Raw genomic sequence first — 23,869 nt, 5'->3', positions numbered from 1 at the left:
CACGACCTTCAATTCTTGTTTGGGGTAATCATGAAAAAATTAGAAGATAGCGGTATGGTACTGGCACGTATCCTGATGGCTGTGCTGTTTATTGTGGCAGGCTGGGGCAAACTGACCAACTATGAAGGTACGCAGCAGTTTATGGCCTCCATGGGCATTCCGGCGCTGTTTGTGCCGCTGACCGTACTGCTGGAGTTTGGCGGTGGTCTGGCTATCGTATTTGGCTTTTTCACCCGTACTACCGCGCTGATTACTGCGGTGTTCACCATCCTGACGGCGATTCTGGCGCACAGTAATTTCGCCGTTGATGGCTCAACCATGTTCCTGAAAAATGTCAGCATTGCAGGCGGTTTCCTGCTGCTGGCTATCACCGGCCCTGGCGCATTCAGCATCGACCGGGCGTTGGGTAAGAAGTGGTAAGTTCGCTATACTGATTTTATCGGGGGCGGGGATCATATCCTCGCCCTTTTTCATTTGCAGCAGCACAGGGAGGAAGTATGGGACAACTTATTGACGGCGTCTGGCACGATCAGTGGTATGACACTAAATCGACCGGCGGCCGCTTTAAACGCTCCGAATCGGCCTTTCGCAACTGGGTCACTGCCGATGGCAGCGCAGGCCCGCACGGCAAGGGTGGATTTCAGGCGGAGGCGGGGCGCTATCACCTGTATGTTTCACTGGCCTGCCCGTGGGCGCACCGCACGCTGATTATGCGCCAGCTGAAAGGGCTGGAGGAGATGATCACCGTCTCCGTGGTGCATCCGCTGATGCTGGAGAATGGCTGGACGTTTGATGAAGATTTCCCTGCTGCTACCGGCGACAGCCTGTATCAGAACGAATATCTTTACCAACTTTACCTGCATGCAGACCCGCAGTATAGCGGGCGCGTTACCGTGCCGGTGCTGTGGGATAAACATCAGCACACCATCGTGAGCAATGAGTCTGCCGATATTATTCGCATGTTGAACAGCGCGTTTGATGGCGTAGGCGCGCGCGCCGGGGATTATTATCCGGCAAACCTGCGGGCAGAAATTGATGAGCTGAACGCCTGGATCTACGACAGCGTCAACAATGGCGTGTATAAGTCAGGATTTGCCACCAGCCAGGCGGCTTACGATGAGGCGGTGAATGCGCTATTCATCGCGCTGGATCGGCTGGAGTCGATCCTCGGCAAGCATCGCTATCTGACCGGGGAGCAGCTGACCGAAGCCGATATTCGGCTGTGGACCACGCTGGTGCGCTTCGACCCGGTGTACGTCACCCACTTTAAGTGCGACCGCCATCGCATCGGCGACTATCTCAATCTCAACGGTTTCCTGCGCGATCTGTACCAGATGCCGGGCCTGGCCGAGACGGTAAATATTGAGCATATCCGCCATCACTACTACTGCAGCCACAAAACCATCAATCCGAGCGGCGTGATCTCACTCGGCCCGGCCTGGGACTGGGATGAGCCGCACGGACGCGACCGTCACTTTGGCTGATTTTTGACATAAGGAGCGAAATCAACTTTCGCTCCCGGCTTCTCCGGCCATTTCTTGATCTGGCACAACTTCCCGCCTCTGGCGCTTACGTATCTTTATTGATGTATTCGCCTGATGCGGGATATCCGCCAGATTTCAACCCGGAGAGAAGCCATGATCAAACCCCTCGCTTTCTGCCTTGCCGTCGTGATGCTGTGCTATGTGGCGTTTGTCGGCCACTATTACTATCAGACTTTTTCAACCTTCAGCGGTATTCAACATAGCCAGGAGATCGCTGCGTCAGATAATCCCGCGTCCTGATCCCTCAGCGTGCTGCGGGGGGTTAACTCTGGCGCTGTTTTGCCAGCAGCTTTGGTATCTCCCGCAGGCACCATGACTTCGCTTCACCCATACTGTCACGCCGCCACGCCATAATAATATCCACTTCCCGCGTATATTCCGGGCTGACCACCCGCAGGCGCCCTTCGTTAATATCCTTTTCCACCATCGAATACGGCATGGTGCCGACGCCCAGCCCCGCCAGCAGCGCACGATGCTTATCTTCAATGGTACTGACCGTCAGGCGCTGCTGCTTGTCGAGCAGCGTTACCGTCAGCACCGGACGTTCGCGGGCGGTATCCGCCACCGCAATGCCGCGATATTTAACCCGGGTGGTTTCCGACAGCGGTTCAGGTTCCTGATGGATCGGGTGTTCCGGGCTGGCAACATAGACGCTGAGCAGCGTATACAGCTTGCGGGTGTTAATTTCAGACGAGGCGCGAAAATGCAGGTCCGGGGCAATCACAATATCGGCACGCCCCTGCTCCAGGCGCTCCCACGCGCCGGCCAGCACCTCCGTCATCAGCGACAGCTGGGTATTGGCTTTGTCTGCCAGCCTCTCCACCAGCGGGAACAGCAGCTCGGTCGAGACCAGCGCCTCGGCGGCAATGGTCAGATGCGTTTCCCAGCCGCGCGCCAGCGCTTCCGCATCGGTGGTCAGCTTATCGGCCGCTTCCAGCAGCACGCGCCCGCGCTCCAGCAGCATGCGCCCGACGTTGGTGAACTTGGTGCGGTGACCCGAACGGTCAAACAGCACCACATCCAACTCCTCCTCCAGCTTCTGCATTGTATAACTGAGGGCGGAGGGAACTCTGCCGAGTTCGTCGGCGGCGGCGGCAAAACTGCCCCGACGATCGATGGCATCCATGACACGCAGCGCTTCCAGCGTCAGAGCACGATCTTTGGCCATAGTAATTCTCTGTCAGGAAATTTGAATATAGCCAGCAGATTAACTGGCTAACAATCCGCCGTCCAGAAACTTACCATAACAGGATAATAAAGGCTGGCGATCCAGTCCGGCCAATAAGGAGAAACGTATGATTACCAGTCGAACCGCAGAGCAGTGTGGCACCGCCGATTATGGCTGGCTGCAGGCGCGCTATACCTTCTCCTTTGGTCACTATTTTGATCCAAAACTGCTCGGCTACGCGTCATTGCGCGTGCTGAACCAGGAAGTGCTGGCACCAGGGGCTTCCTTTCAACCACGCACCTACCCGAAGGTCGATGTCCTCAATCTGATTTTGCAGGGCACGGCCGAGTATCGCGACAGCGAGGGCAACCACATCACGGCGCAGGCGGGTGAAGCGCTGCTGCTGGCGACGCAGGCGGGGGTGAGCTATTCAGAACATAACACCAGTAAAGAGAGCAGCCTGACGCGTATGCAGCTGTGGCTGGACGCCTGCCCGCTGCGCGAGAACAGCGCAGTGCAGCGCATGGCGCTACCTGACTGCCAGCGCTATACGCTATTAGCCTCTCCGGACGGCAGCGACGGCAGCCTGCAGCTGCGCCAGCAGGCGTGGGTGCATCAGGTGCTGCTGGAGCCGGGCGAAAGTTTCAGCCTGCCGCTGCACGGCGCACGCGCCTATCTGCAATCGATCCACGGTTCACTGAAGGCAGTAACCCAGTCGCAGCAGCAGGAAAGCCTGACCTGCGGCGACGGCGCCTTCCTGCGCGAAGAGCAGAGCGTGACGCTGACGGCAGAAACCCCGCTGCGCGCGCTGGTGATTGATCTACCGGTTTAACCGCAGCGAGCACGCCGATCTCCTCCGCGCAGCGTGAATGTGCCTACGCCAGCTTAACCGGCCACTGGTTGAGCTGGATCCCGCGTTTCTTCGCCCCTTCGCCAAAATCTTTCAGCAGCGCTTTAACGTCCGGGTCGATATATTCCGCGCTGTCGTGATCGACAATCACCACGCTATTTTCCGGGATCTCCGCCAGCAGCCCCTTCAGCCGTGGATTATGCATAAAGGTCAGATTCTGCTGGAAGCTCAGCACGTAGTGGTCGTCGTAGCGCGTCAGATGCATCGCGTTGCGGTGGCTTTGATAGATGCTGAACAGCAGCTGCGTCGCGAGGCCAATGCCGATCCCCGCCAGCATGCCAAATATCAGAATGCCGCCAACGGTGGCGAGGAACGGTACCGACTGCTGCGCCCCCTGACGCATCTGCGCGACAAACAGGCCCGGCGCCGCCAGCTTATAGCCGGTATACAGCAGCACGGCGGCCAGGCTTGCCAGCGGAATGGCGTTAAGCATGCCGCTGAACCACAGCCCGCAGATCAGCAGCAGCACGCCGTGCAGCAGGATCGACAGCTTGCTCTGTGCCCCCGCGCTGACGTTGACCGAACTGCGCACGATCACCGCGGTGATCGGCAGGCCGCCGAGAAAACCACAGAGTGCATTACCGATACCCTGCGCGCGCATCTCTTTATCCGGAGACGGCGGCGGGTTTTGCGGCCGCAGCTTTTTCAGCGCTTCCTGGCTGAGCAGCGTTTCCAGGCTGGCAACAATCGCCAGCGTCAGCGCCACGATATACACCGCCGGGTTCTGCCACGCCAGCCAGTCGGGGCGCTCCAGCTCGTCGGTCAGCGCCTGAATGCTGTCGAACGCGGGCAGTGAAATGCGCGGCAGACCGGCGGAGAGCTCGGGCATCAGCCGCGCGCCAGGCACGGTCGCCAGGCAGCCCAGCAGCACCGCCACCAGCGGGCCGGGCGCCCAGGCCAGCCATTTATTGCGCTTCACGGCGGGCGTGGTCCACAGCCAGAGGATCAGCAGCCCGCTCAGCGACACCGCCACCGCCGGCAGGGAGATATTTAGCGAGCCGCCGGTCAGCAGCGAGGTCAGCTCGCTCTCCCCTTTTGCGCCCAGCGCCACCGGGATCTGCTGGATAATCAGCAGAATACCAATTGCCGCCAGCATGCCTTTGATCACCGTGCCCGGCACCAGGCTGATAAAGCGCCCGGCGCGCAGTACGCCGAACATAAACTGCAGCACCCCGGCGATAATCAGCGCCAGCAGCAGCGCGGAGAACGACCCCAGCGTTTCAATCGCGCCGGTGACGATGGTCACCAGCCCGGCCGCCGGTCCGCTGACGGCAAACTTTGACGGACTGAACGTGGTCACCACCAGCCCGCCGACCACGCCGGTCAGCAGCCCGACAAACGGCGGCAGCCCGCTGGCCTGCGCAATGCCAAGGCACAGCGGCAGCGCCACCAGAAACACCACCAGCCCGGCCGGAATATCCTGTCGTAAGGTTTTCAGGTTCACGCGCTGGCCTCCTCTGTTTGCTGAATCAGCTCCTTCAGATGGCCGCTGTGCAGGTCATAGACGCAGCCAAACAGGTCAAGATCGCTCTTCTCCCGCCAGGCTTTCACAACCGGGGCGGTTTTGACCAGCTGGGCAAACTGCGCCAGCACGTTCGCTTCCACCAGCCGGTTAAGATGCTCACCCTGCTGCTCTTGCGCGCTCAGCGGAGCCAGATCGGCCGACAGCGCCTGGCGCAGCTGGCTGATGCGCCGCGCCAGCGCGGAGTTCTCGTCGCACAGCGGCATATCCGGCAGCGTCAGCGCCGCCTGCACCCCGCCGCAGCCGTAGTGACCGCACAGCACGATGCGTGAAACCTTCAGGTATTCAATTGCATATTGCAAGACGCTCATAAAGTTATCGTCGTTGCTCACCACCATATTGGCGATGTTGCGATGCACAAACAGCTCGCCGGGATGCGCCCCGGTCAGCACTTCCGCCGGGACGCGACTGTCGGAGCAGCCGATCCACAATGAGTGCGGCTGCTGCCCATCTACATTTTGCCGGAAATAGTGCGGATGACGTTGGCGTCGCTGTAATGCCCAACTGCGATTTTTAGCTAACAAGGGTTTAAGTGTCGTCAAAATAGCCTCTCTTCTCCGCAAAACGGATTATCGCTGTCATCGATTAACTGATGGACCTGGAAATAAGTTTTAACATCTTAGTTAATAGAAATGGATTAAGACTAATCTTAACTAGCAATAAATAGTGCATTTGTAATTTTAATTAAATTCGCTTTCTATTGCGTGGATATTCCTGCATGCGCGCGTCATACCCTTTACTTATCGATATATAAAAACACCATTAATTCATAGATATATAAAAATTAATATTTCAGATTACCATCTAAATAAAATACCCGCGTCTCTTAAAGTAATTAATTTAATCGTCATTATTATCCGCCCTGCGCAACGCGCAATATTATCTTATTGCTCTACAACGCTTTATTATTTAGTCACTCTGTTTATCAATAATTGTCAGCAGATGCGGATTTATTTAATCAGATTTACATTCTTCCTCTTTAGGCGTTTCCCGCCCTTGTTGCCTGCTTCCCCCGATTGATAAAATTACGACACAGCTCACCAAATAAACAAAACTCATACCCTCATAACGATTTTATGGCAGACAAATCTATGGGCTATCCCTAAGTTGGTAGTGGAAGTAAAAACAATGAAACTCGTAACAAACTGTTTTAACAGCAAAAAATAATAATACTTATCCCTGTAATCGGGTTAGAGTGAATTCCTTAAGGTGAGTCACGCCAGAGAAAATTCTTAACCCGTAGACGTTATCAATAAAAAAATCAGAGCGTATCCTATGAGCAATCACGACATTATCGATGTAAAAGGCTGGATCGACTCCCGCCCGATCACCGGATACCAGTGGCTGACCCTCGCCCTGTGTTTCATCATCATCATGTTTGATGGCTACGACGCGGCGGCGATGGGTTTTATTGCTCCGGCGCTGATTGAGGACTGGGGCATCAGCCACGCAGAGATGGGGCCTATTTTGGGTGCTGCCATGTTTGGCGTGGCGCTTGGCGCGCTGATTGCCGGCCCGTGGTCCGATAAATTTGGCCGCAAGCGCGTCCTGCTGCTGTCGATTGCCGTCTTCTCCAGCTTCAGTCTGCTGAGCGCCTTCGCCCGCACCCCGCTGGAAATGGGCGCGCTGCGCTTTCTTACCGGCCTCGGGCTGGGTGCGGTCATGCCCAACTGCGTGACCCTGGTATCAGAATATATGCCGGAGCGCCGCCGCAGCCTGATGATCACCGTGATGTATAGCGGTTTTAATATTGGTTCGGGGCTGGGCGGGTTTGTCGCGGCCGGAATGCTGCCGCATTATGGCTGGCAGTCCGTGCTCGGTTTGGGCGGCCTGCTGCCGCTGCTGATGCTGCCGCTGCTGGTGTGGTTACTGCCGGAATCGGCGATGTATATGGTGGTGCGCAAGGTTAGCCGCGACAAGATCGCTGCCGTGCTGCAGCGGCTGGGGGGCGAGTTTTCCGCAGGCACCGCCTTTATTCTCAATGCTCCGCTGATCCCGAAAAAAGCGCAGGTGCTGCAGCTGTTCAGCCGCGGCTATGCGGGCGGCACGCTGGTGCTGTGGCTCACCTACTTTATGGGGCTGTTCGTCATCTATCTGCTGAACGGCTGGCTGCCGACCATTATGCGTTCTGGCGGCGTAACGCTGGAGCGGGCGGCGATCGTAGCCGGTCTGTTCCAGCTGGGCGGCACGGTTGGCGGACTGCTGGTCGGCGGGCTGATGGACCGCTTTAAGGCGAAATACGTTATCGCGCTGTTCTATCTGATGGGCAGCCTGTGCCTCGTCTCCCAGGGCATTTGGGGCTTTGGCCCGTCGCTGCTGGCGCTGCTGGTGTTCCTTGCCGGGGTGTGCATCAACGGTGCGCAGACCGGCCTGCAGGCATTTTCTCCGGCATTTTACCCGACCGAAATGCGCGCCACCGGCGTGTGCTGGATGCACGGCATCGGCCGCAGCGGGGCCATTATCAGCTCTTCCCTGGGCGGCGTGCTGCTCGGCGTGTTCCCGGGGCAGACCGCTATTTTTATCGTTTTGTCGCTCCCGGCTGTATTAGCGGCGCTTTCAATCACCCGACATCACCCCGCTCAGGTGTCCCGTCAGGTCAAAGGCATCGACCTTAATGACCTGCCGTCCCTGTCGCGTACCCTGAATAACCGTTAAACCAGAGGTCACCACTCATGGCAAAAATTATCGGCGGTTTGGCCGTTTCTCACACCCCTACGATTGGCTTTGCGGTCGATCACAATAAGCAGCAGGAAGGCGCCTGGGCGCCCATTTTCGACGGCTTTGCGCCGATGCAGCGCTGGCTGGAGGAGAAGAAACCGGACGTGCTGCTGTACGTGTTCAACGATCACGTCACCTCATTCTTCTTCGACCACTATTCGGCCTTTGTGCTGGGCATTGACGACCAGTATGCCGTTGCGGATGAAGGGGGCGGCGCGCGCGATCTGCCTCCGGTGCGTGGTCATGCCGCCCTGTCGCAGCATATTGGCGCCAGCCTGATGGCCGATGAGTTCGATATGTCCTTTTTCCAGGATAAAGCGCTGGATCACGGCCTGTTTTCGCCGCTGTCGGCGCTGGCGCCCTGGCAGGGTGGCTGGCCGATGCAGATCGTCCCGCTGGCGGTCGGGGTGCTCCAGTTCCCCATCCCCACGGCGCGGCGCTGTTACAAGCTGGGCCAGGCGCTGAAACGCGCGGTTGAAAGCTTCCCGGAAGATTTAAAGGTGGCCGTGGTGGCGACCGGCGGCGTGTCGCACCAGGTGCACGGCGAGCGCTGCGGGTTTAATAATCCCGAGTGGGACGCGCAGTTTATCGACCTGCTGATTAACGACCCTGAGCGCCTGACCGAGATTACGCTCGCCGAATATGCCACCCTGGGCGGTCTGGAGGGGGCGGAAGTGATTATGTGGCTGATTATGCGCGGCGCGCTGTCGGCCAACGTGGAGAAACTGCATCAGGACTACTATCTGCCGTCGATGACCGGGATTGCCACGCTGATCCTCGAAAACCAGTCGCGCGAGGCGCCGGTCGATGTGCATCAGCGCCAGCGCGATAAGATCAATCTGCAGATGAACGGCGTGGAAAAGCTGCCGGGCACCTATCCGTTCACCCAGGCACGCAGCCTGAAGGCCCTGCGCATCAATCGCTTCCTGCACCGCATGATCCAGCCGGAGTGGCGCAAGCGCTTCCGCGAAGCGCCGCAGGCGCTGTTTGATGAGGCCGGGCTGACCGCTGAAGAGCAGACGCTGATCAATCAGCTCGACTGGCGCGGCATGATCCACTACGGCGTCAGCTTCTTCCTGCTGGAAAAACTGGGCGCGGTGGTGGGTGTCTCGAACCTGCATATCTACTCGGCGATGCGCGGAGAGACGCTGGAACAGTTCCAGCAGACGCGCAATCAGCAGGTCCTCTACTCTGTGGCGGGGAAAGCAGACTGATGTTGACGCAACCGGTTATCGACTGTCATCACCACGTGTTTGATCCGGCGAATTTTCCCTGGGCGCCCGAGAGCGCCTATAACCCTGACGGCCACGAGCTGGCGACGCCGGATTACTACCGCGCGGTGATGCAGGCTTACCACATTCGCCACTCGCTGATTGTCGGCCCGACCTCAGGCTACAACACTGACAACCGCTGCCTGCTGGATACCATCAAGCGCGGCGCGGGGCGTTTTAAGGGGATTGCGGTGGTGCCGCGTGACGTGGACAGCGACACGCTCGCCAGCCTGCAGGCGCAGGGAATTGTCGGCATTGCGCTGAACGTGGCGATGCTGGGCACTGAACCCTTTGTCCAGCTGGATGCCCTGATGGGCAGGCTGGCAGAGCTGGATCTCTTCGCCCAGATTCAGGTGCAGAACGATCAGCTGCCCGCGCTGATGCCGATGCTGTCGCGCACGCGCACGCGCCTGCTGATTGACCACTCTGGCAGGCCGGACGTCAGCGCCGGGCTGGCGCAGCCCGCGTTTCAGGCGCTGCTGTCGCTGGCAGGCCAGCAGCGGACCAGCGTGAAGCTCTCCGGGCTGGCGAAGTTTTCCCATCAGCACTATCCCTGGAAAGATGGCCACCCTTATCTGCTGGCGCTGCTGGAAGCGTTTGGCGCGGAGAACTGCATGTGGGGCTCTGACTGGCCGTTTCTGCGTGCAGGAGAGCGGATGGATATGGGCACTCAATTGATGCTGATTGAACAGCTGATCCCCGACGAGAAACGCCGCCGTCAGGTGCTGTGGCACACGCCAAAGCGGCTGTTTGGCTTTACTGAATCACAGGAGTCATGATGAGAACTATCTATGTACTGAACGGCCCTAACCTCAACCTGCTGGGCACCCGCGAACCGGAAACCTACGGCTCTGATACCCTCGCCAGCGTTGAAGCGCTGTGTCGCGCCAGCGCCCGGGAGCTGGACGTGGCGATTGAGTTTCGCCAGACCAACCACGAAGGCGAGATGATTGAGTGGATCCAGCAGGCGCGCCTGCACGCGCAGGCGCTGGTGATCAATCCCGCGGCGTGGACGCACACCTCGGTGGCGATCCGCGATGCGGTCACCGCCGTCGCGCTGCCGCTGTGGGAGGTGCATATCACTAACGTGCACAAGCGTGAGCCATTCCGTCACCATTCGTATCTGTCAGACGTGGCGCAGGGCGTGATCTGCGGTTACGGCATTCGCGGCTACCGCTATGCGTTGATGGAAGCGGCGCGGGCAATCGGGATGCAGAGCTGACGCCAGGGTGAAACCTGGCTTAGCAACGATCGACGGTAAAGGCGATCACATCGCTCAGCTTTTCCGCCTTCAGCGCCAGCATCACAATACGATCGACGCCCAGCGCCACGCCGGAACAATCCGGCATACCGTGCGCCAGGGCGTCCAGCAGGTTGGTATCAATCGGCTGCTGCGGTAGCCCGGCTTTGGCGCGCTTGCGGTTATCCTGCTCAAAGCGCAACCGCTGCTCGCGGCTGTCGGTCAATTCACGGAAGCCGTTCGCCAGCTCGATGCCCTTGAAGTAGACCTCAAAACGCTCCGCCACGCGGTGATCTTCGGTGCTGATCTCCGCCAGCGCCGCCTGGGTCGCCGGGAAGTGGTAAACAAAGGCGGGTTTCTCTTTGCCGATCTCCGGCTCCACGCCGAGCATAAACAGCAGCTGCAGCAGGGTATCGCGATCTTCCTCGCGGTTGGCCAGATCGCCTGCGCCGAGCTTCTCCGCCACTTCGCGCAGCTGCGCTTTATCCGCCGACAGGGGGTCAATCTCCAGATGGCGGATAAATGCCTGCTGGTAAGAGAGGGTTTCCGCCGGGGCGCACTCCAGCACCTGCTGCATCAGGTCATCAACCTCATTCATCAGGCGGTACATATCGTAGTGCGGACGATACCACTCCAGCATGGTGAATTCCGGGTTGTGGTGACGGCCCATCTCTTCATTGCGGAAGCTGCGGCACAGCTGATAAATCGGGCCGCTTCCCGCCGCCAGCAGGCGCTTCATATGGTACTCCGGGCTGGTCATCAGGTAGAGATCCACCCCTGCCGCCGCCCCCGGACCGACAAAGCGCGTCTGGAACGGGAACAGGTGGACATCGGTCACCGTCGCCTGGCTCATCGCCGGGGTTTCCACTTCCAGAACGCCACGATCGGCAAAGAAACGCCGGATTTCAGCCATAATCGCCGCACGTTTTAATAAGTTTGCGATGGGTGCGCTTGGCTGCCAGCTGGACGTTTCGCTCATGTTGCTACCTCTAAGTCAGTCAGGGGGAGGAAGTCTACCTGTCGCCGCAGCAACACACAATTCACCACGAAATAAAACCCTCATCTCCCTTTATGGCACCTGCGCTGACTTTTTGCCAGCAACCCACCCAAATGCCCGAACACATCAAATTAGCGCATTTTTAACCCACCTATACTGGGCGACGACTGGCGGGCTAAGCCTGCCGCTATCTCTCTGGTAAGCCTGAAAAACATCCATAATGGGGAGTAAACCGTGCAGACCCTGAATACCGATCTGGTGATTGTCGGCGCTGGTGGAGCGGGACTGCGGGCGGCAATCGCCGCCGCAGAAGCCAACCCGAAACTGAAGATTACGCTGATTTCCAAAGTCTATCCGATGCGCAGCCACACGGTTGCCGCCGAGGGCGGGGCTGCCGCCGTGACCCAGCAGCAGGACAGCTTAGATTCCCACTTTCACGACACCGTAGCGGGCGGCGACTGGCTGTGCGAGCAGCCGGTGGTCGACTACTTTGTTGAACACTGTCCGCAGGAGATGGCGCAGCTGGAGCTTTGGGGCTGCCCGTGGAGCCGCAAAGAAGATGGTTCGATCAACGTGCGCCGCTTCGGCGGGATGAAGATCGAACGCACCTGGTTTGCCGCTGATAAAACCGGCTTCCATATGCTGCATACCCTGTTTCAGACCTCGCTGAAATATCCGCAGATCCAGCGGCTGGATGAGCATTTCGTTCTCGACCTGCTGGTGGATGACGGCGTGACGCACGGTCTGGTGGCGATGAATATGATGGAGGGCACGCTGCTGGAAGTGCGCGCTCAGTCGGTGATCCTCGCCACCGGCGGGGCGGGCCGCGTCTACCGCTACAACACCAACGGCGGCATCGTCACCGGGGACGGCATGGCTATGGCATTCCGCCACGGCGTGCCGCTGCGCGATATGGAGTTTGTGCAGTATCACCCAACCGGCCTGCCGGGTTCCGGCATCCTGATGACCGAAGGCTGTCGCGGTGAAGGCGGTATTCTGGTCAATAAAGACGGCTACCGCTACCTGCAGGATTACGGCATGGGGCCGGAAACGCCGCTCGGCGAACCGAGAAACAAATATATGGAGCTAGGCCCGCGCGATAAGGTTTCACAGGCTTTCTGGCACGAGTGGCGTGCTGGCCGCACCATTTCCACGCCGCGCGGCGATGTGGTGTATCTCGACCTGCGCCACCTCGGCGAGAAAAAGCTGCGCGAGCGGCTGCCGTTTATCTGCGAGCTGAGCAAAGCCTATGTCGGCGTCGACCCCATCGTCGCGCCGATCCCGGTGCGCCCGACCGCACACTACACCATGGGCGGCATTGAGACGAATGCGCAGTGCGAAACGCCCGTTCAGGGGCTGTACGCCGTCGGTGAATGCTCTTCCGTCGGGTTACACGGTGCCAATCGACTGGGTTCTAACTCGCTGGCCGAGCTGGTGGTGTTTGGCCGCCTGGCCGGTGAGCAGGCCGCACAGCGTGCTTCGCAACCGCATAAAGCGCAGGATGCCGCGCTGAGCGCCCAGAGCGGCGACATCAAAAAGCGGCTTTACGGGCGGGTTAATCCGCAGGGTGGCGAGAACCTTGCGCAGCTGCGCGATGAGATGGGCATGGCGATGGAAGAGGGCTGCGGTATCTACCGCACCACCGAGCTGATGCAGAAAACTATCGACAAGCTGGCCGAGCTGAAAGAGCGCTTTAACAACGTGCGCGTGACCGATAGCTCCAGCGTATTTAACACTGAGCTGCTCTACACCGTCGAGCTGGGGCACGGTCTGGACGTGGCCGAATGCATGGCGCACTCGGCTATTCAGCGCAGAGAGTCGAGAGGTGCGCACCAGCGGCTGGATGAAGGCTGCACCACCCGCGATGACGAACACTTTCTGTGCCACACCCTGACCACATTCAACGCTCAGGGGGCGCCAACGGTGAGCTATCAGCCGGTCGCCATCACCCGCCTGCCGCCTGCCGCCCGCGTTTACGGTGCGGCGTCTGAGGAGAAAGCCAACAAGGAGCCCGCCCATGAGTGACATCAGGCAGCGTGAGATTGAAATTCTGCGCTACAACCCGGAAACCGACCGCCTGCCGCGCCACGAGTTCTTTACCGTGCCGTGGGATGAGCAAACCTCGCTGCTTGATGCGCTCGGCTTTATCAAAGATAACCTCGCCTTTGACCTTTCGTACCGCTGGTCATGCCGCATGGCGATCTGCGGCTCCTGTGGCATGATGGTCAACGGCGTGCCGAAGCTGGCCTGTAAAACCTTCCTGCGTGATTATCCTCATGGCATCAAGGTTGAGCCGCTGGCGAACTTCCCGATCGAGCGTGACCTGGTGGTCGATATGACCCACTTTATCGAGAGCCTGGAAGCGATCAAACCCTGGATCATCGGCAATACGCGCAGCGCCAGTGAAGGCCCGGGTCTGCAGACGCCGGGGCAGATGGCGAAATACCACCAGTTCTCCGGCTGCATCAACTGCGGCCTGTGCTACGCCGCCTGCCCGCAGTTTGGTCTTAACCCGGAATTTATTGGCCCGGCGGCCATCACCCTCGCCCACCGCTATAACCTTGACAGCCGCGACCGGGGCAAGGCAGAGCGCATGCCGCAGCTCAACGGCGCCAACGGCGTGTGGAGCTGTACGTTTGTCGGCTTCTGTTCGCAGGTGTGCCCGAAACACGTCGATCCGGCCGCCGCCATCCAGCAGGGCAAAATTGAAAGCAGTAAAGATTTCCTGATTGCCATGCTGAAACCCCATTAAGGAGGCTGTGATGACCACAAAACGTAACGCTTATGTTCGCCCGATGCGCGGCAGCTGGTGGCAGTCGCTGGCGTTTTACCGTTTCTATATGCTGCGTGAAGGCACGGCGCTGCCGGCGCTGTGGTTCAGCATTGAGCTGATCGCCGGGCTGTTTGCCCTGAAAAACGGGCCGCAGAGCTGGGCGGGATTCGTTGATTTCCTCCAGCACCCCATCGTGCTGCTGCTGAACCTGGTCACGCTGGCGGCAGCGCTGCTGCACAGTAAAACCTGGTTCGATCTGGCCCCCAAGGCGCAGATTATTATCGTTAAGGGGGAAAAGCTGTCGCCGGAGCCGGTGATTAAAGGGCTGTGGGCAGCATTTATCGTTATCACCGCCGTGGTGCTGAGCGTGGCGCTAAACGCCTGAGGAGAGAAGATGAAAACGCAACCGCAACGTTCGGATGAACCCCTTTTCTGGGGGCTGTTTGGTGCTGGGGGGATGTGGGCCGCGCTGGTCAGCCCGGTAGTGGTGCTGCTGGTCGGCCTGCTGCTGCCGCTGGGCTGGGCTTCAGCCGATGCATTCAGCTATCAGCGCATTGTTGGCTTCGCGCAGTCGCCCGGCGGCAGGCTGCTGCTGCTGCTGGTGATTGTGCTGCCGCTGTGGTGCAGCCTGCATCGCCTGCACCACAGCCTGCACGACCTGAAAGTGCACATTCCGCGCAGCAAACTGCTGTGCTACGGCATTGCCGCCGTGCTGAGTGCAGTCGCGGTGATTGGGGTGATTGCCGTGTAATAGCTGGCCGGGCATTTCACAGAGGGATCTTTAGAAAAGATCTCCATTGCTAAACGTTCAGTAATCCGGCTGAGCTCGGCCTGAGCACGCCGGAACGGCAAAAGACGCTCCCTGCGGGCCTCGGCACGCGGCATCCCTGCCGCGTGACGTCCGGCTTACCTCAGGCCGAGCTCATCCCACACGATCATCGTGCTGGCTGTGGGTTTAAAACCGCGACGATGATGCTTCGGGGGAAATCGGGACTATACTCAGGCCATTCATTATAAAAGGAATGGCCTATGTCACTGTGGAAAATGATCACCGCCGGCGGCGCCGCGCTACTCTCTGTTGCCTGCACCACCACCCCACCCAAAGGGATCACCCCGATCTCCGGCTTCGACGCCGATCGCTATCTTGGCAGCTGGTATGAGATCGCCCGCCTTAACCATCCGTTTGAACGTGGGTTAGATCACGTGACGGCGACCTACAGCAAGCGTGACGACGGTGGCCTCAAGGTGGTCAACCGGGGTTTCAACCCTAAGAAGCAGAAGTGGCAGGAGAGCATCGGCAAAGCGTACTTTACCGGATCCCCGCAGCAGGCCGCGCTGAAAGTCTCGTTCTTCGGGCCGTTCTACGGTGGCTACAACGTGATTGCGCTGGATAAGGATTATCAGCACGCGCTGGTATGCGGGCCGAATCGGGAATATCTGTGGATCCTGTCGCGCACGCCGCAGCTGGCGCCGCAGGTAAAAGAACAGCTGGTATCACAGGCACGTCAGGAAGGGTTCGCCGTGGATAAACTGATCTGGGTGAATCAGCAATAGCAAAGCCGGTGCGCAGGCACCGGCCCATCATACTGATCAGTTAGTGCTTTTCTGAATAGCTTTACCGCCGGCTTCAACGTCTTCACCCACGCCGCGCGTGGTGTTACAGGCCGTCAGCACCGAAGAGAGCACCAGAACAGAAAGAACAGCAACAATACTTTTCTTCATAGCAATTTCCTTTTAATTAGAGATAAGCACAGCGATATAAGCATAGCCGTAATTTATCTACCTGCATGTTTTGCGGGATAAAAGAAATTGAGGGGAAACGTAAGAAGGGCCTGACGATGCCAGGCCCCTTCGATCGGGCTTATTTTACGCGGGAAACGTATTCGCCAGAACGGGTATCAACTTTAATCACTTCGCCAATCTGCACAAACAGGGGCACTTTCACTACCGCACCGGTAGAGAGAGTCGCTGGCTTGCCGCCGGTACCTGCCGTGTCGCCTTTCAGGCCTGGGTCAGTATCGGTGATTTCCAGCTCAACGAAGTTCGGTGGCAGAACCTGGATAGGTTTGCCGTTCCACAGGGTCACGATGCACTCTGCATTGTCCAGCAGCCATTTAGCCGCATCGCCAACGGTTTTCGCTTCAACAGGGTGCTGTTCGAAGGTTTCCGGGTGCATAAAGTGGAAGAACTCGCCGTCGTTGTACAGGTAGTTCAGGTTGGTATCTACTACGTCAGCGCCTTCAGCGGAGTCGGTAGATTTGAAAGTTTTCTCAACGCGGCTTCCGGTCAGCAGACGACGCATTTTTACGCGTGCGAATGCCTGGCCTTTACCCGGCTTAACAAACTCGCTTGATTCGATGGCATAAGGCTCGCCTTCGAACATGATTTTAAGACCGGGACGGAAATCGTTGCTAGAATAAGTCGCCATGAAGGCCCTCTACAATTTATAACTGGTACTTAGCCAAAAAAATGGCACACATTGTAACCCTAAATCCCCCTGTGCGAGAAGATTGGTTGCATCAACTTGCTGATGTAATCACTGATCCGGATGAATTACTGCAACTTTTAGCGTTGCAACATCACCCTGAACTGGTTTCAGGCCATGACGCACGGCGTCTTTTCGCCCTGCGCGTCCCGCGCGCCTTTGCGGCACGTATGCGCAAAGGCGATCCGCAGGATCCGCTGCTGCTACAGGTGATCACCTCAAAGCAGGAGTTTGTCGATGCACCGGGCTACAGTACCGATCCGCTCGATGAGCAGAGCAGCGTGGTGCCGGGTCTGTTACATAAATATCGTAATCGTGCGCTGTTGCTGGTCAAAGGCGGCTGCGCCGTCAATTGCCGTTACTGCTTCCGCCGCCATTTTCCTTACTCGGACAACCAGGGCAACAAACGCAACTGGCAGCAGGCCCTGGAGTATATCCGACAACAGCCAGAACTGGATGAGATTATTTTCTCCGGCGGCGATCCGCTGATGGCGAAGGATCATGAACTGAACTGGCTGATCGGCGAACTGGAGCAGATCCCGCATCTGAAGCGCCTGCGCATTCACAGCCGCCTGCCGGTGGTGATCCCGAAACGCATTACCGAAGCGCTGTGCCAGCGGCTGGCGCAGTCGCGTCTGCAAACGCTGATGGTCACGCACATTAACCACGCGCAGGAGATTGACGACGATTTGCGCCACGGCATGCGCATGCTGAAACGTGCCGGGGTAACGCTGCTCAATCAGAGCGTGCTGCTGCGCGGCGTTAACGATAATGCCCCCGCCCTTGCGCAGCTGAGCAATGCGCTGTTTGACGCCGGGATCCTGCCTTATTACCTGCACGTGCTGGATAAAGTGCAGGGCGCCGCGCACTTTTATGTCTCCGACGATGAAGCACGCGCCATCATGCGCCAGCTGCTGAGCATGGTATCAGGCTATATGGTGCCGAAGCTGGCGCGCGAGATTGGCGGTGAGCCGAGCAAAACGCCGCTCGATTTGCAGCTGCGTCAGGAGTGATTGACCGGGGGGAGCAGATACTCAGGTAGCTGGTATTGAAACCACCGCAGTGCCGGCATAGTGCGCCCCCCGCTATGCCATTTATCACTGTTACCCAGGTGGTCAGCCCGGGCCGATGCCTGGCCCGCAGGTGACAAAACCTGATTTTTCCCTTCCCCTGTCAGAACATTTCCTTATACTGCCCCTCGCAAACTCCCAGACACACCGATAACAATAGCGATTTAAAATTATGCGGACAGAAAACAGCGGACGCGGGCTGATACAGCGCCTGATTCAGGGCAGCCTGGTAACACAAATTATGATTGGACTGCTGGCCGGGATTGCCCTGGCCTGGTTCTCGAAAAGTCATGCGCTGGCGGTTGGCCTGCTCGGCGAGCTGTTTGTCAGCGCGCTGAAAGCCGTGGCCCCCCTGCTGGTGCTGGTGTTGGTGATCTCCTCGATAGCAAACCACCAGCAGGGGCAGAAGACCAATATCCGCCCGATCGTTATCCTCTATCTGCTCAGCACCTTCTGCGCTGCCGTTGTCGCGGTGGTTGCCAGCCATCTGCTGCCGCAGAACCTGACGCTGCGCGCGGCCAGCAGCGAGATCGTGCCGCCTTCCGGCATCCTTGAAGTGCTGCACGGCCTGCTAATGAGCATGGTGTCGAACCCGATTAGCGCGCTGATGAACGCCAACTACATCGGCATTCTGGTGTGGGCGATCGGCCTTGGCTTTGCCTTCCGCCACAGCAGCGAGAGCACCCGCACTTTCCTCAACGATGCATCCGATGCAGTCACCCGCCTGGTGCGTATTGTGATCCGCTTTGCGCCGATCGGCATTTTCGGGCTGGTCGGTTCGATCCTCGCCTCTACCGGCTTCGATGCGCTGTGGGATTATGCCAGCCTGCTGGGGCTGCTGATCGGCTGTATGCTGCTGATGGCGCTGGTGTTCAACCCGCTGCTGGTGTGGTGGCAGATCCGCCGTAATCCGTATCCGCTGGTCTTTACCTGCCTGCGTGAAAGCGGCGTGACCGCGTTCTTTACCCGCAGTTCGGCCGCCAATATTCCGGTGAATATGGCACTGGCGAAAAAGCTGGGCCTGGATGAAGACACCTATTCGGTCTCGATTCCGATCGGTGCCAATATCAGCATGGCCGGCGCGTCGATCACCATCACCGTGCTGACGCTGGCGGCGGTGCATACGCTGGGGATTCAGGTGGATGTGGCCACGGCTATTCTGCTGAGCCTGGTGGCCTCGATTTGCGCCTGCGGCGCATCCGGCGTGGCGGGCGGCTCGCTGCTGCTGATCCCGGTGGCCTGTAATATGTTTGGCATACCCAATGAGGTGGCGATGCAGGTGGTGGCGGTCGGCTTTATTATCGGCGTATTGCAGGACTCAGCGGAAACCGCGCTGAACTCTTCGGCGGACATTCTGTTTACCGCCGCGGCCTGCATGGCCGACGAGCGCCGCATCGGGCAGAACGCGTAAGATTGAGTGAGGGGTCAGGCCTGCCTGACCCCGACTTATTTATGAGAAAAGCGCGGTTAAATCGTCCGGGCTAAACTGGCTGGGTTCGCTCAGCTCGTCATCAAGGATCTCCCCCGCCAGATCGGCTTTCTGCTGCTGCAGCGCCACAATCTTCTCTTCTATGGTATCGGCAGCGATCAGCTTATAGACAAATACCGGTTTATCCTGACCTAAGCGGTACGCGCGATCGGTGGCCTGATTTTCTGCCGCCGGGTTCCACCAGGGATCGTAGTGGATCACGGTATCCGCCGCCGTCAGGTTCAGACCCACGCCGCCCGCCTTAAGGCTAATCAGAAACACCGGCACTTCGCCGTTTTGGAAGCGTTCGACCGGCGCAGAGCGATCGCGGGTGCTGCCGGTGAGGGTGACAAACGGGATGCGAGCTTTAGTCAGCTCTTCCGCGATGATCGCCAGCATGGTGGTGAACTGCGAGAAGATCAGAATCCGGCGATCTTCCGCCAGCAGATCGTGCAGCATCTCACGCAGCAGCGCCAGCTTGGCCGAGTGCTTGACCTTCCCGGCGCGCGGGTCGGCCAGCAGGCGCGGATCGCAGCAGATCTGGCGCAGCTTGAGCAGCGCATCCAGCACCAGCAGATGGCTGCGCCCCGCGCCCTGCTGCTGCACCGCCAGCTGCACGCGGTCCTGCATTGCCGATTTCACCTGGTCATACAATTCGCGCTGGGCGCCGTCGAGCGCCACGCTGCGCACAATGGTGTTTTTCGGCGGCAGCTCTTTCGCCACCTCCTGCTTACGGCGGCGCAGCATAAATGGCCGCACGCGCTTCGCCAGCAGCTCGCGCCGCACCTTGTCGCCGTTGCGCTCCACCGGAATACGCCAGTGCTGGGTAAAGTCACGTTCGCTGCCGAGAAAACCGGGCAGCAGGAAGTCAAACTGCGACCACAGCTCGCCGAGGTGGTTTTCCAGCGGAGTACCGGTCAGGCACAGGCGGTGACGGGTTTTCAGCATGCGGATCACCGAGGCAGCGCGCGAGGCGCTGTTTTTCACGTACTGCGCCTCATCAAGGATCAGCAGGTGGTAGTAATGCGCCACCAGCTGCGGCTGGTCGCGCCACAGCAGCGAGTAGGTAGTGATCACCACGTCATACTGTTCAATGCTGTGGTAAAACTCTTTGCGCTGCGGGCCGGTCAGCGCCAGCACGCGCAGATCGGGGGCGAAACGCGCGGCTTCGCAGCACCAGTTGTGCACCAGCGTGGTCGGCACCACGATCAGCGCAGGGCGGTCGAGCCGCCCCGCTTCTTTCTCCACCAGCAGGTGCGCCAGCGTCTGAATGGTTTTACCTAACCCCATATCATCCGCCAGTACCCCAGCCAGCTGGTGCTGACGCAGGAACTGCATCCAGTTAACGCCCTGCTGCTGATAGTCGCGCAGCGTGGCCCGAAGCCCGGCAGGGGGAGCCACCGGCTGTACCCCCGTATTGCCGTTGAGGCGCTCCGCAAGTTGGTGCACCGCGTTGTCGCCGTCAAATATCCAGCGGCTGCGGTCATCGGCCTGGCTAAGGCGGCCGACATCCCATGCGGCTAATCTCAGCGGCTGTGGGCTTTCACTGTCAAACAGATCGATCAGATTGCCGACCAGCGGTTTCAGCTGTGCGGCGCGGAACAGCAGGCGCTGGTTGCGCTCGTCGCGCAGCTCAATCTGCTCATCGTCGGGGATCAGGCTGAGATTGCCGGACATCCAGCGACGATCGGCGGCAAACAAGCGTGCCAGCAGCGGTTCCAGCCGCACGCGACGGCGGCCGATTTTCATGGCCAGCTCCAGATCGAACCAGCCATCATCACCCTGTACGGCGCGCCCTTCTATCGCTTCCACCTCGGTGATATTCCAGGTGAAATCGTCGTCCATACTGACGCGCCAGCCGCGCCTGCGCAGGGCCGGCAGGCCTTTTTTGATAAAGTCGCGCCACAGGCCGGGAGATTCCGGTGCGAAGATCGCTGGCGGCAGCGGCGCCGGCGTGTAGATATGGCCTGCAGGAATAGTCCGCAGCCCGATGCTGGCGATCTGCGCCAGCCACGACTGCTCCTCTTCAGCCTGGCGCTGAACGTGAAAGCGCTGGCCTGTGCGGTCGGCGAAACTCTCGGCCCGGCTATTGGCCTCCACCCTTACTCCGGCGTAGTCAAAGCTGACCGCGGCGAAGTCGAGGCGCTTCTGGCGATGCCCGTAGTGGCCATAACCGCTGATAAATTTGGCGCGTGACTCCAGCTGCAGGACCGGCACCGGCTCGGCCTGTATCGTCTCAAGCGCCACCGCGACCTTCGGCTGGCGCGGTTGCAGGTTGGCCAGCATCAGCGCCGCCACGTGCTTGCAGTTATTTTTCACCGCGCAGCTGCACTCGCCGCTGGCATGCAGCCTGCCCTGCGGGCGGCTGAAGTGCACCATCACGCTGAAAGGTTCCGCTTTGCGCCCCGGTACTTCGCCGGTCAACAGGGTATTCTGCCACGCTATATTTTGTACGCTGGCGATCAAATCGCGCGCGCGCGCAACGGTTCGCGCACCGAGCCAGCGAATGACCTGTTTTTCGTTATAAGCGACGGACGACATCGGGCAGTATCCCTGAGTAACCAGAGCGGAATGGGGTTCGCTCTACAGCAACCGACAATAGTAGTAACTCCTCAGGGTTTAATGCAACCGCCATGGCACTTCAGGACGGCAAAAAATATCGCAGCAGCGTGATGGGCTGCAGGTCGAATCAGCTGCCCGCGTGTTTACGGATATTTTGATACATGTCGACGACACAAAGCGCGGCTTCCTGCAGTGCCGTTGAGTTCACTGCCGGGCGCGGCAGCACATAAGTGAAGTAGTTCGGCCCTTCCACCGGCGTGCCCAGGGCATAGATGTTCTTCTGACTGATTTTCTTACGGCTGATGACGTGGTGCTGCCTGTCGATATCTATCCCGCCCGCGGGAAATCCGTCGTTGTCATAGGGCCTGATCACCCCCTCAGCCAGCAGATTATGGTAGAGCCTGGAGCTGTCGCTGGCGGGTGAAAATGTCGCTATACGGGCTTTAATCAGGATATCAGCCAGCGTCACGCTCTCTTCCTGTACAAAAGAGGTGTGCAGGGCAAAATGGCCGCTTTCCGACCGGCAGACTAATCGGGCTGCGGGCCCACCCGCCAGCGCTACCACGCCGCTCTCAATCAGCGCCAGTAACTCCTGATTCCGTCTTAAGGGCGGCCCCACCGCAATACGGTTGAATATCGGGCAGAACTCACTCAGAAACTGACGGTGCGACTGTGGCGTCAGCCCACCGTGGTTGATGGCATAACGCAGAATATCGCGCGTGTCCCTGATGACATCAGCAGCGGCCTTTAATGCGCCGTCAACGTTGCCTTTTTCAGCGTCAGCAATATCCTTTATCAGCAGCTCTTTAAACCATGCCCGCCACTCTTCAAGGGTCGAAAAGGTTAACCCCTGATGCGGATAGAAGAGCTGATTGATTGCCTCACGTTCAGCCGCACCGGCCTGATAATCCCGAGCCTGCGTCCATTCACCCCGCTCGACGCAGCTGTAGACGTAGCACATTTCTTTGATCAGCAGCGGTAGCAGGTCGGCAACAAAGTCGATTTTTCCCTGCGCTGTCCGCTGGCGTAAGCGATCGATGGCATCGAGGGTGAAAAAATGCGCCAGATAGCGCCCGCTGACCCCCTTCTGATTCACGCCACGGCTGCCTGCAGGCAGCGACTGGCGGGAATAAATGTAGATCTGCGGTTCATCACCGGATGGGTGATAAATCAGACGATGACCGGCATCGCAGAATCGCCCCCCGCAGCCGACGGTCAGTCTGGCAATAATGTCGTAAGTGGTTAAACCCATTCCGCCGATCATCACATTGCTGCCCCCGGCAATATGACTATATTTACGCAGCTCGTAGGGGCGCCGAATATAGCGCAGTAATTTATTTTTATGCAGGTTGCCCGAAACGAAGCGTTGAATACTGAGATCGTCTTCCGTCGACCTGTTTTCACCGTGGCCGGTCGCGAGAAAAAGGTAGTTGGCCTTTATTTTGAAATCATTATCTAACTTAATCTTAATCGTATGGTTTGAAAACGAACTGACCTGAACCGCAAAACCACGAATCACATTCACCGTAATACCTGGCGGGAGGTTGTGCAAAATACGTAAATAGACTGAGTGAAGATATTCCCCTAATAGCGCTCGCGGGAGATAGTCGTCAGGCGAAATCTCTTCCCCCTGAGGGCGTCTGGAGTACAACTGCCCTGATTTTTTATAACCCTGGTCACGCGCCCACTGATATAAGTTCGGGCCCTCACGTATACTCCCGGGGGCGGTGACGCTATCGTCACCAAACAGGGTGATTTGACAGGCGACGGTGTTAGTCAGAAAGTAGTCGGGCTGGTTCGGCAGGTGCACGCCAAATCCCGCTTCGTTTTTATCAATCAGCCATATTTCCATTTTCTGGTTGGGACTGTACTCAGGATAAAGCGTGACGATTCTCTCCAGCAGGCTAAGACCTCTCGAACCGGCGCCGATAATAGCGATACTTATTTTACTCATAATATGATCCCCGTGACTGGCTTTTTTTAATTAAATAACAGCAGCTGAGATTATTCTGCGCTCAACGTGCCGTATGAAATATCAAAAAAGGCTAAAATTAACCATTCAGGCGAATTAAAGAAATAGCGTCCTGAAGACACTTAAGGTGATGTATTTATCATTGCGCCGCATGCTAACCTTCCTCGCT

23 protein-coding genes are annotated in these 23,869 nt (G+C 58.5%); 15 read left to right on the top strand and 8 right to left on the bottom strand.

The features are described from left to right. Positions 1 to 30: 30 nt before the first annotated feature. From ID864_RS10810 to ID864_RS10800, 3 genes are all read left to right on the top strand, one after another. Positions 31 to 420: a DoxX family protein gene (locus tag ID864_RS10810; protein WP_048917333.1), complete on the top strand. Its 390-nt coding sequence runs from the start codon at positions 31 to 33 to the stop codon at positions 418 to 420. 77 nt (positions 421 to 497) lie between these two features. Further along, a complete protein-coding gene (locus tag ID864_RS10805; RefSeq protein ID WP_048917334.1) occupies positions 498 to 1,484 on the top strand; it encodes a glutathione S-transferase family protein in 987 nt (328 codons plus the stop codon). A 153-nt stretch (positions 1,485 to 1,637) separates the two neighbouring features. Further along, entirely contained in the window at positions 1,638 to 1,784 is a 147-nt protein-coding gene (locus tag ID864_RS10800) for a hypothetical protein (protein WP_166643151.1), read from the top strand. 22 nt (positions 1,785 to 1,806) lie between these two features. Here the strand turns inward: ID864_RS10800 and ID864_RS10795 are convergent, their stop codons facing one another. Continuing rightward, positions 1,807 to 2,712 (bottom strand): LysR family transcriptional regulator, encoded by a 906-nt coding sequence (locus tag ID864_RS10795; RefSeq protein ID WP_099754119.1) that lies wholly within the window; start codon positions 2,710 to 2,712, stop codon positions 1,807 to 1,809. A gap of 127 nt (positions 2,713 to 2,839) precedes the next feature. Here ID864_RS10795 and ID864_RS10790 point away from each other — a divergent pair, with 127 nt between their 5' ends. Then, a complete protein-coding gene (locus ID864_RS10790; RefSeq protein ID WP_099754118.1) occupies positions 2,840 to 3,544 on the top strand; it encodes a pirin family protein in 705 nt (234 codons plus the stop codon). Positions 3,545 to 3,587: 43 nt separating this feature from the next. Here ID864_RS10790 and ID864_RS10785 read toward each other — a convergent pair whose 3' ends face one another. Continuing rightward, positions 3,588 to 5,066, bottom strand: coding sequence for a SulP family inorganic anion transporter (locus ID864_RS10785; protein WP_191149819.1), 1,479 nt, complete (start codon positions 5,064 to 5,066; stop codon positions 3,588 to 3,590). After that, on the bottom strand, positions 5,063 to 5,686 hold the full coding sequence (locus ID864_RS10780; RefSeq protein ID WP_048917338.1) for a carbonic anhydrase: 624 nt from the start codon (positions 5,684 to 5,686) through the stop codon (positions 5,063 to 5,065). Before ID864_RS10780 ends, ID864_RS10785 begins: the two co-directional genes overlap by 4 nt. Before the next feature lie 733 nt (positions 5,687 to 6,419). On the opposite strand from ID864_RS10780, the gene ID864_RS10775 reads away from it, so the two are divergent. Genes ID864_RS10775 through aroQ form a run of 4 tightly spaced genes read left to right on the top strand, consistent with a single transcriptional unit; the run spans position 6,420 to position 10,355 of the window. Further along, entirely contained in the window at positions 6,420 to 7,799 is a 1,380-nt protein-coding gene (locus tag ID864_RS10775) for an MFS transporter (protein WP_048914525.1), read from the top strand. Positions 7,800 to 7,816: 17 nt separating this feature from the next. After that, positions 7,817 to 9,076: a gallate dioxygenase gene (locus ID864_RS10770; protein WP_048914524.1), complete on the top strand. Its 1,260-nt coding sequence runs from the start codon at positions 7,817 to 7,819 to the stop codon at positions 9,074 to 9,076. Next, a complete protein-coding gene (locus ID864_RS10765) occupies positions 9,076 to 9,912 on the top strand; it encodes an amidohydrolase family protein (protein WP_048914523.1) in 837 nt (278 codons plus the stop codon). Before ID864_RS10770 ends, ID864_RS10765 begins: the two co-directional genes overlap by 1 nt. After that, positions 9,912 to 10,355, top strand: a complete 444-nt coding sequence (aroQ, locus tag ID864_RS10760; protein WP_048914522.1) for a type II 3-dehydroquinate dehydratase — start codon at positions 9,912 to 9,914, stop codon at positions 10,353 to 10,355. Before ID864_RS10765 ends, aroQ begins: the two co-directional genes overlap by 1 nt. A 19-nt stretch (positions 10,356 to 10,374) precedes the next feature. Here the strand turns inward: aroQ and epmA are convergent, their stop codons facing one another. Then, complete coding sequence (gene epmA, locus ID864_RS10755; protein ID WP_099754289.1) at positions 10,375 to 11,352, bottom strand: elongation factor P--(R)-beta-lysine ligase; 978 nt, start codon at positions 11,350 to 11,352, stop codon at positions 10,375 to 10,377. A 252-nt stretch (positions 11,353 to 11,604) separates the two neighbouring features. Between epmA and frdA the strand changes: the two genes are divergently transcribed. The 5 genes from frdA to ID864_RS10730 all read left to right on the top strand — a co-directional run bounded on the left by frdA (position 11,605) and on the right by ID864_RS10730 (position 15,697). Further along, positions 11,605 to 13,395, top strand: a complete 1,791-nt coding sequence (gene frdA / locus ID864_RS10750) for a fumarate reductase (quinol) flavoprotein subunit (protein ID WP_191149818.1) — start codon at positions 11,605 to 11,607, stop codon at positions 13,393 to 13,395. Then, positions 13,388 to 14,122: a succinate dehydrogenase/fumarate reductase iron-sulfur subunit gene (locus ID864_RS10745; RefSeq protein ID WP_048914519.1), complete on the top strand. Its 735-nt coding sequence runs from the start codon at positions 13,388 to 13,390 to the stop codon at positions 14,120 to 14,122. The genes frdA and ID864_RS10745 overlap by 8 nt, the downstream gene beginning before the upstream one ends. A 10-nt stretch (positions 14,123 to 14,132) precedes the next feature. Then, positions 14,133 to 14,528 (top strand): fumarate reductase subunit FrdC, encoded by a 396-nt coding sequence (gene frdC, locus ID864_RS10740; RefSeq protein ID WP_048914518.1) that lies wholly within the window; start codon positions 14,133 to 14,135, stop codon positions 14,526 to 14,528. Between the two features lie 9 nt (positions 14,529 to 14,537). Next, on the top strand, positions 14,538 to 14,894 hold the full coding sequence (frdD, locus tag ID864_RS10735; protein WP_048914517.1) for a fumarate reductase subunit FrdD: 357 nt from the start codon (positions 14,538 to 14,540) through the stop codon (positions 14,892 to 14,894). Between the two features lie 278 nt (positions 14,895 to 15,172). Continuing rightward, on the top strand, positions 15,173 to 15,697 hold the full coding sequence (locus ID864_RS10730; RefSeq protein ID WP_048914516.1) for a lipocalin family protein: 525 nt from the start codon (positions 15,173 to 15,175) through the stop codon (positions 15,695 to 15,697). Positions 15,698 to 15,733: 36 nt separating this feature from the next. Here the strand turns inward: ID864_RS10730 and ID864_RS10725 are convergent, their stop codons facing one another. Further along, complete coding sequence (locus ID864_RS10725) at positions 15,734 to 15,865, bottom strand: entericidin A/B family lipoprotein (protein ID WP_048914515.1); 132 nt, start codon at positions 15,863 to 15,865, stop codon at positions 15,734 to 15,736. A 139-nt stretch (positions 15,866 to 16,004) separates the two neighbouring features. Continuing rightward, the gene (efp, locus tag ID864_RS10720; RefSeq protein ID WP_048914514.1) at positions 16,005 to 16,571 is read right to left on the bottom strand and encodes an elongation factor P; all 567 of its coding nucleotides are present in this window, start codon (positions 16,569 to 16,571) and stop codon (positions 16,005 to 16,007) included. Positions 16,572 to 16,612: 41 nt separating this feature from the next. Between efp and epmB the strand changes: the two genes are divergently transcribed. Further along, the gene (gene epmB, locus ID864_RS10715) at positions 16,613 to 17,641 is read left to right on the top strand and encodes an EF-P beta-lysylation protein EpmB (protein WP_048914513.1); all 1,029 of its coding nucleotides are present in this window, start codon (positions 16,613 to 16,615) and stop codon (positions 17,639 to 17,641) included. A gap of 229 nt (positions 17,642 to 17,870) precedes the next feature. Then, positions 17,871 to 19,109, top strand: a complete 1,239-nt coding sequence (sstT, locus tag ID864_RS10710) for a serine/threonine transporter SstT (RefSeq protein WP_048914512.1) — start codon at positions 17,871 to 17,873, stop codon at positions 19,107 to 19,109. Between the two features lie 39 nt (positions 19,110 to 19,148). Here the strand turns inward: sstT and ID864_RS10705 are convergent, their stop codons facing one another. Next, positions 19,149 to 21,707, bottom strand: coding sequence for a DEAD/DEAH box helicase (locus tag ID864_RS10705; RefSeq protein WP_191149817.1), 2,559 nt, complete (start codon positions 21,705 to 21,707; stop codon positions 19,149 to 19,151). Positions 21,708 to 21,855: 148 nt separating this feature from the next. Next, on the bottom strand, positions 21,856 to 23,682 hold the full coding sequence (locus ID864_RS10700; RefSeq protein ID WP_191149816.1) for an FAD/NAD(P)-binding protein: 1,827 nt from the start codon (positions 23,680 to 23,682) through the stop codon (positions 21,856 to 21,858). Between the last annotated feature and the right edge of the window lie 187 nt (positions 23,683 to 23,869).

Source organism: Erwinia aphidicola, from assembly GCF_014773485.1.
Taxonomy (GTDB): domain Bacteria; phylum Pseudomonadota; class Gammaproteobacteria; order Enterobacterales; family Enterobacteriaceae; genus Erwinia; species Erwinia aphidicola.
Note: the sequence above shows the minus strand (reverse complement) of the source record. Positions and strands in the feature narration are given on the sequence as shown.

Coding starts and splice junctions, on each gene's coding strand:
- ID864_RS10810 (WP_048917333.1), top strand. CDS start 31: ATGAAAAAATTAGAAGATAGCGGTATGGTACTGGCACGTATCCTGATG.
- ID864_RS10805 (WP_048917334.1), top strand. CDS start 498: ATGGGACAACTTATTGACGGCGTCTGGCACGATCAGTGGTATGACACT.
- ID864_RS10800 (WP_166643151.1), top strand. CDS start 1,638: ATGATCAAACCCCTCGCTTTCTGCCTTGCCGTCGTGATGCTGTGCTAT.
- ID864_RS10795 (WP_099754119.1), bottom strand. CDS start 2,712: ATGGCCAAAGATCGTGCTCTGACGCTGGAAGCGCTGCGTGTCATGGAT.
- ID864_RS10790 (WP_099754118.1), top strand. CDS start 2,840: ATGATTACCAGTCGAACCGCAGAGCAGTGTGGCACCGCCGATTATGGC.
- ID864_RS10775 (WP_048914525.1), top strand. CDS start 6,420: ATGAGCAATCACGACATTATCGATGTAAAAGGCTGGATCGACTCCCGC.
- ID864_RS10770 (WP_048914524.1), top strand. CDS start 7,817: ATGGCAAAAATTATCGGCGGTTTGGCCGTTTCTCACACCCCTACGATT.
- ID864_RS10765 (WP_048914523.1), top strand. CDS start 9,076: ATGTTGACGCAACCGGTTATCGACTGTCATCACCACGTGTTTGATCCG.
- aroQ (WP_048914522.1), top strand. CDS start 9,912: ATGAGAACTATCTATGTACTGAACGGCCCTAACCTCAACCTGCTGGGC.
- epmA (WP_099754289.1), bottom strand. CDS start 11,352: ATGAGCGAAACGTCCAGCTGGCAGCCAAGCGCACCCATCGCAAACTTA.
- ID864_RS10745 (WP_048914519.1), top strand. CDS start 13,388: ATGAGTGACATCAGGCAGCGTGAGATTGAAATTCTGCGCTACAACCCG.
- frdC (WP_048914518.1), top strand. CDS start 14,133: ATGACCACAAAACGTAACGCTTATGTTCGCCCGATGCGCGGCAGCTGG.
- frdD (WP_048914517.1), top strand. CDS start 14,538: ATGAAAACGCAACCGCAACGTTCGGATGAACCCCTTTTCTGGGGGCTG.
- ID864_RS10730 (WP_048914516.1), top strand. CDS start 15,173: ATGTCACTGTGGAAAATGATCACCGCCGGCGGCGCCGCGCTACTCTCT.
- ID864_RS10725 (WP_048914515.1), bottom strand. CDS start 15,865: ATGAAGAAAAGTATTGTTGCTGTTCTTTCTGTTCTGGTGCTCTCTTCG.
- efp (WP_048914514.1), bottom strand. CDS start 16,571: ATGGCGACTTATTCTAGCAACGATTTCCGTCCCGGTCTTAAAATCATG.
- epmB (WP_048914513.1), top strand. CDS start 16,613: ATGGCACACATTGTAACCCTAAATCCCCCTGTGCGAGAAGATTGGTTG.
- sstT (WP_048914512.1), top strand. CDS start 17,871: ATGCGGACAGAAAACAGCGGACGCGGGCTGATACAGCGCCTGATTCAG.
- ID864_RS10705 (WP_191149817.1), bottom strand. CDS start 21,707: ATGTCGTCCGTCGCTTATAACGAAAAACAGGTCATTCGCTGGCTCGGT.
- ID864_RS10700 (WP_191149816.1), bottom strand. CDS start 23,682: ATGAGTAAAATAAGTATCGCTATTATCGGCGCCGGTTCGAGAGGTCTT.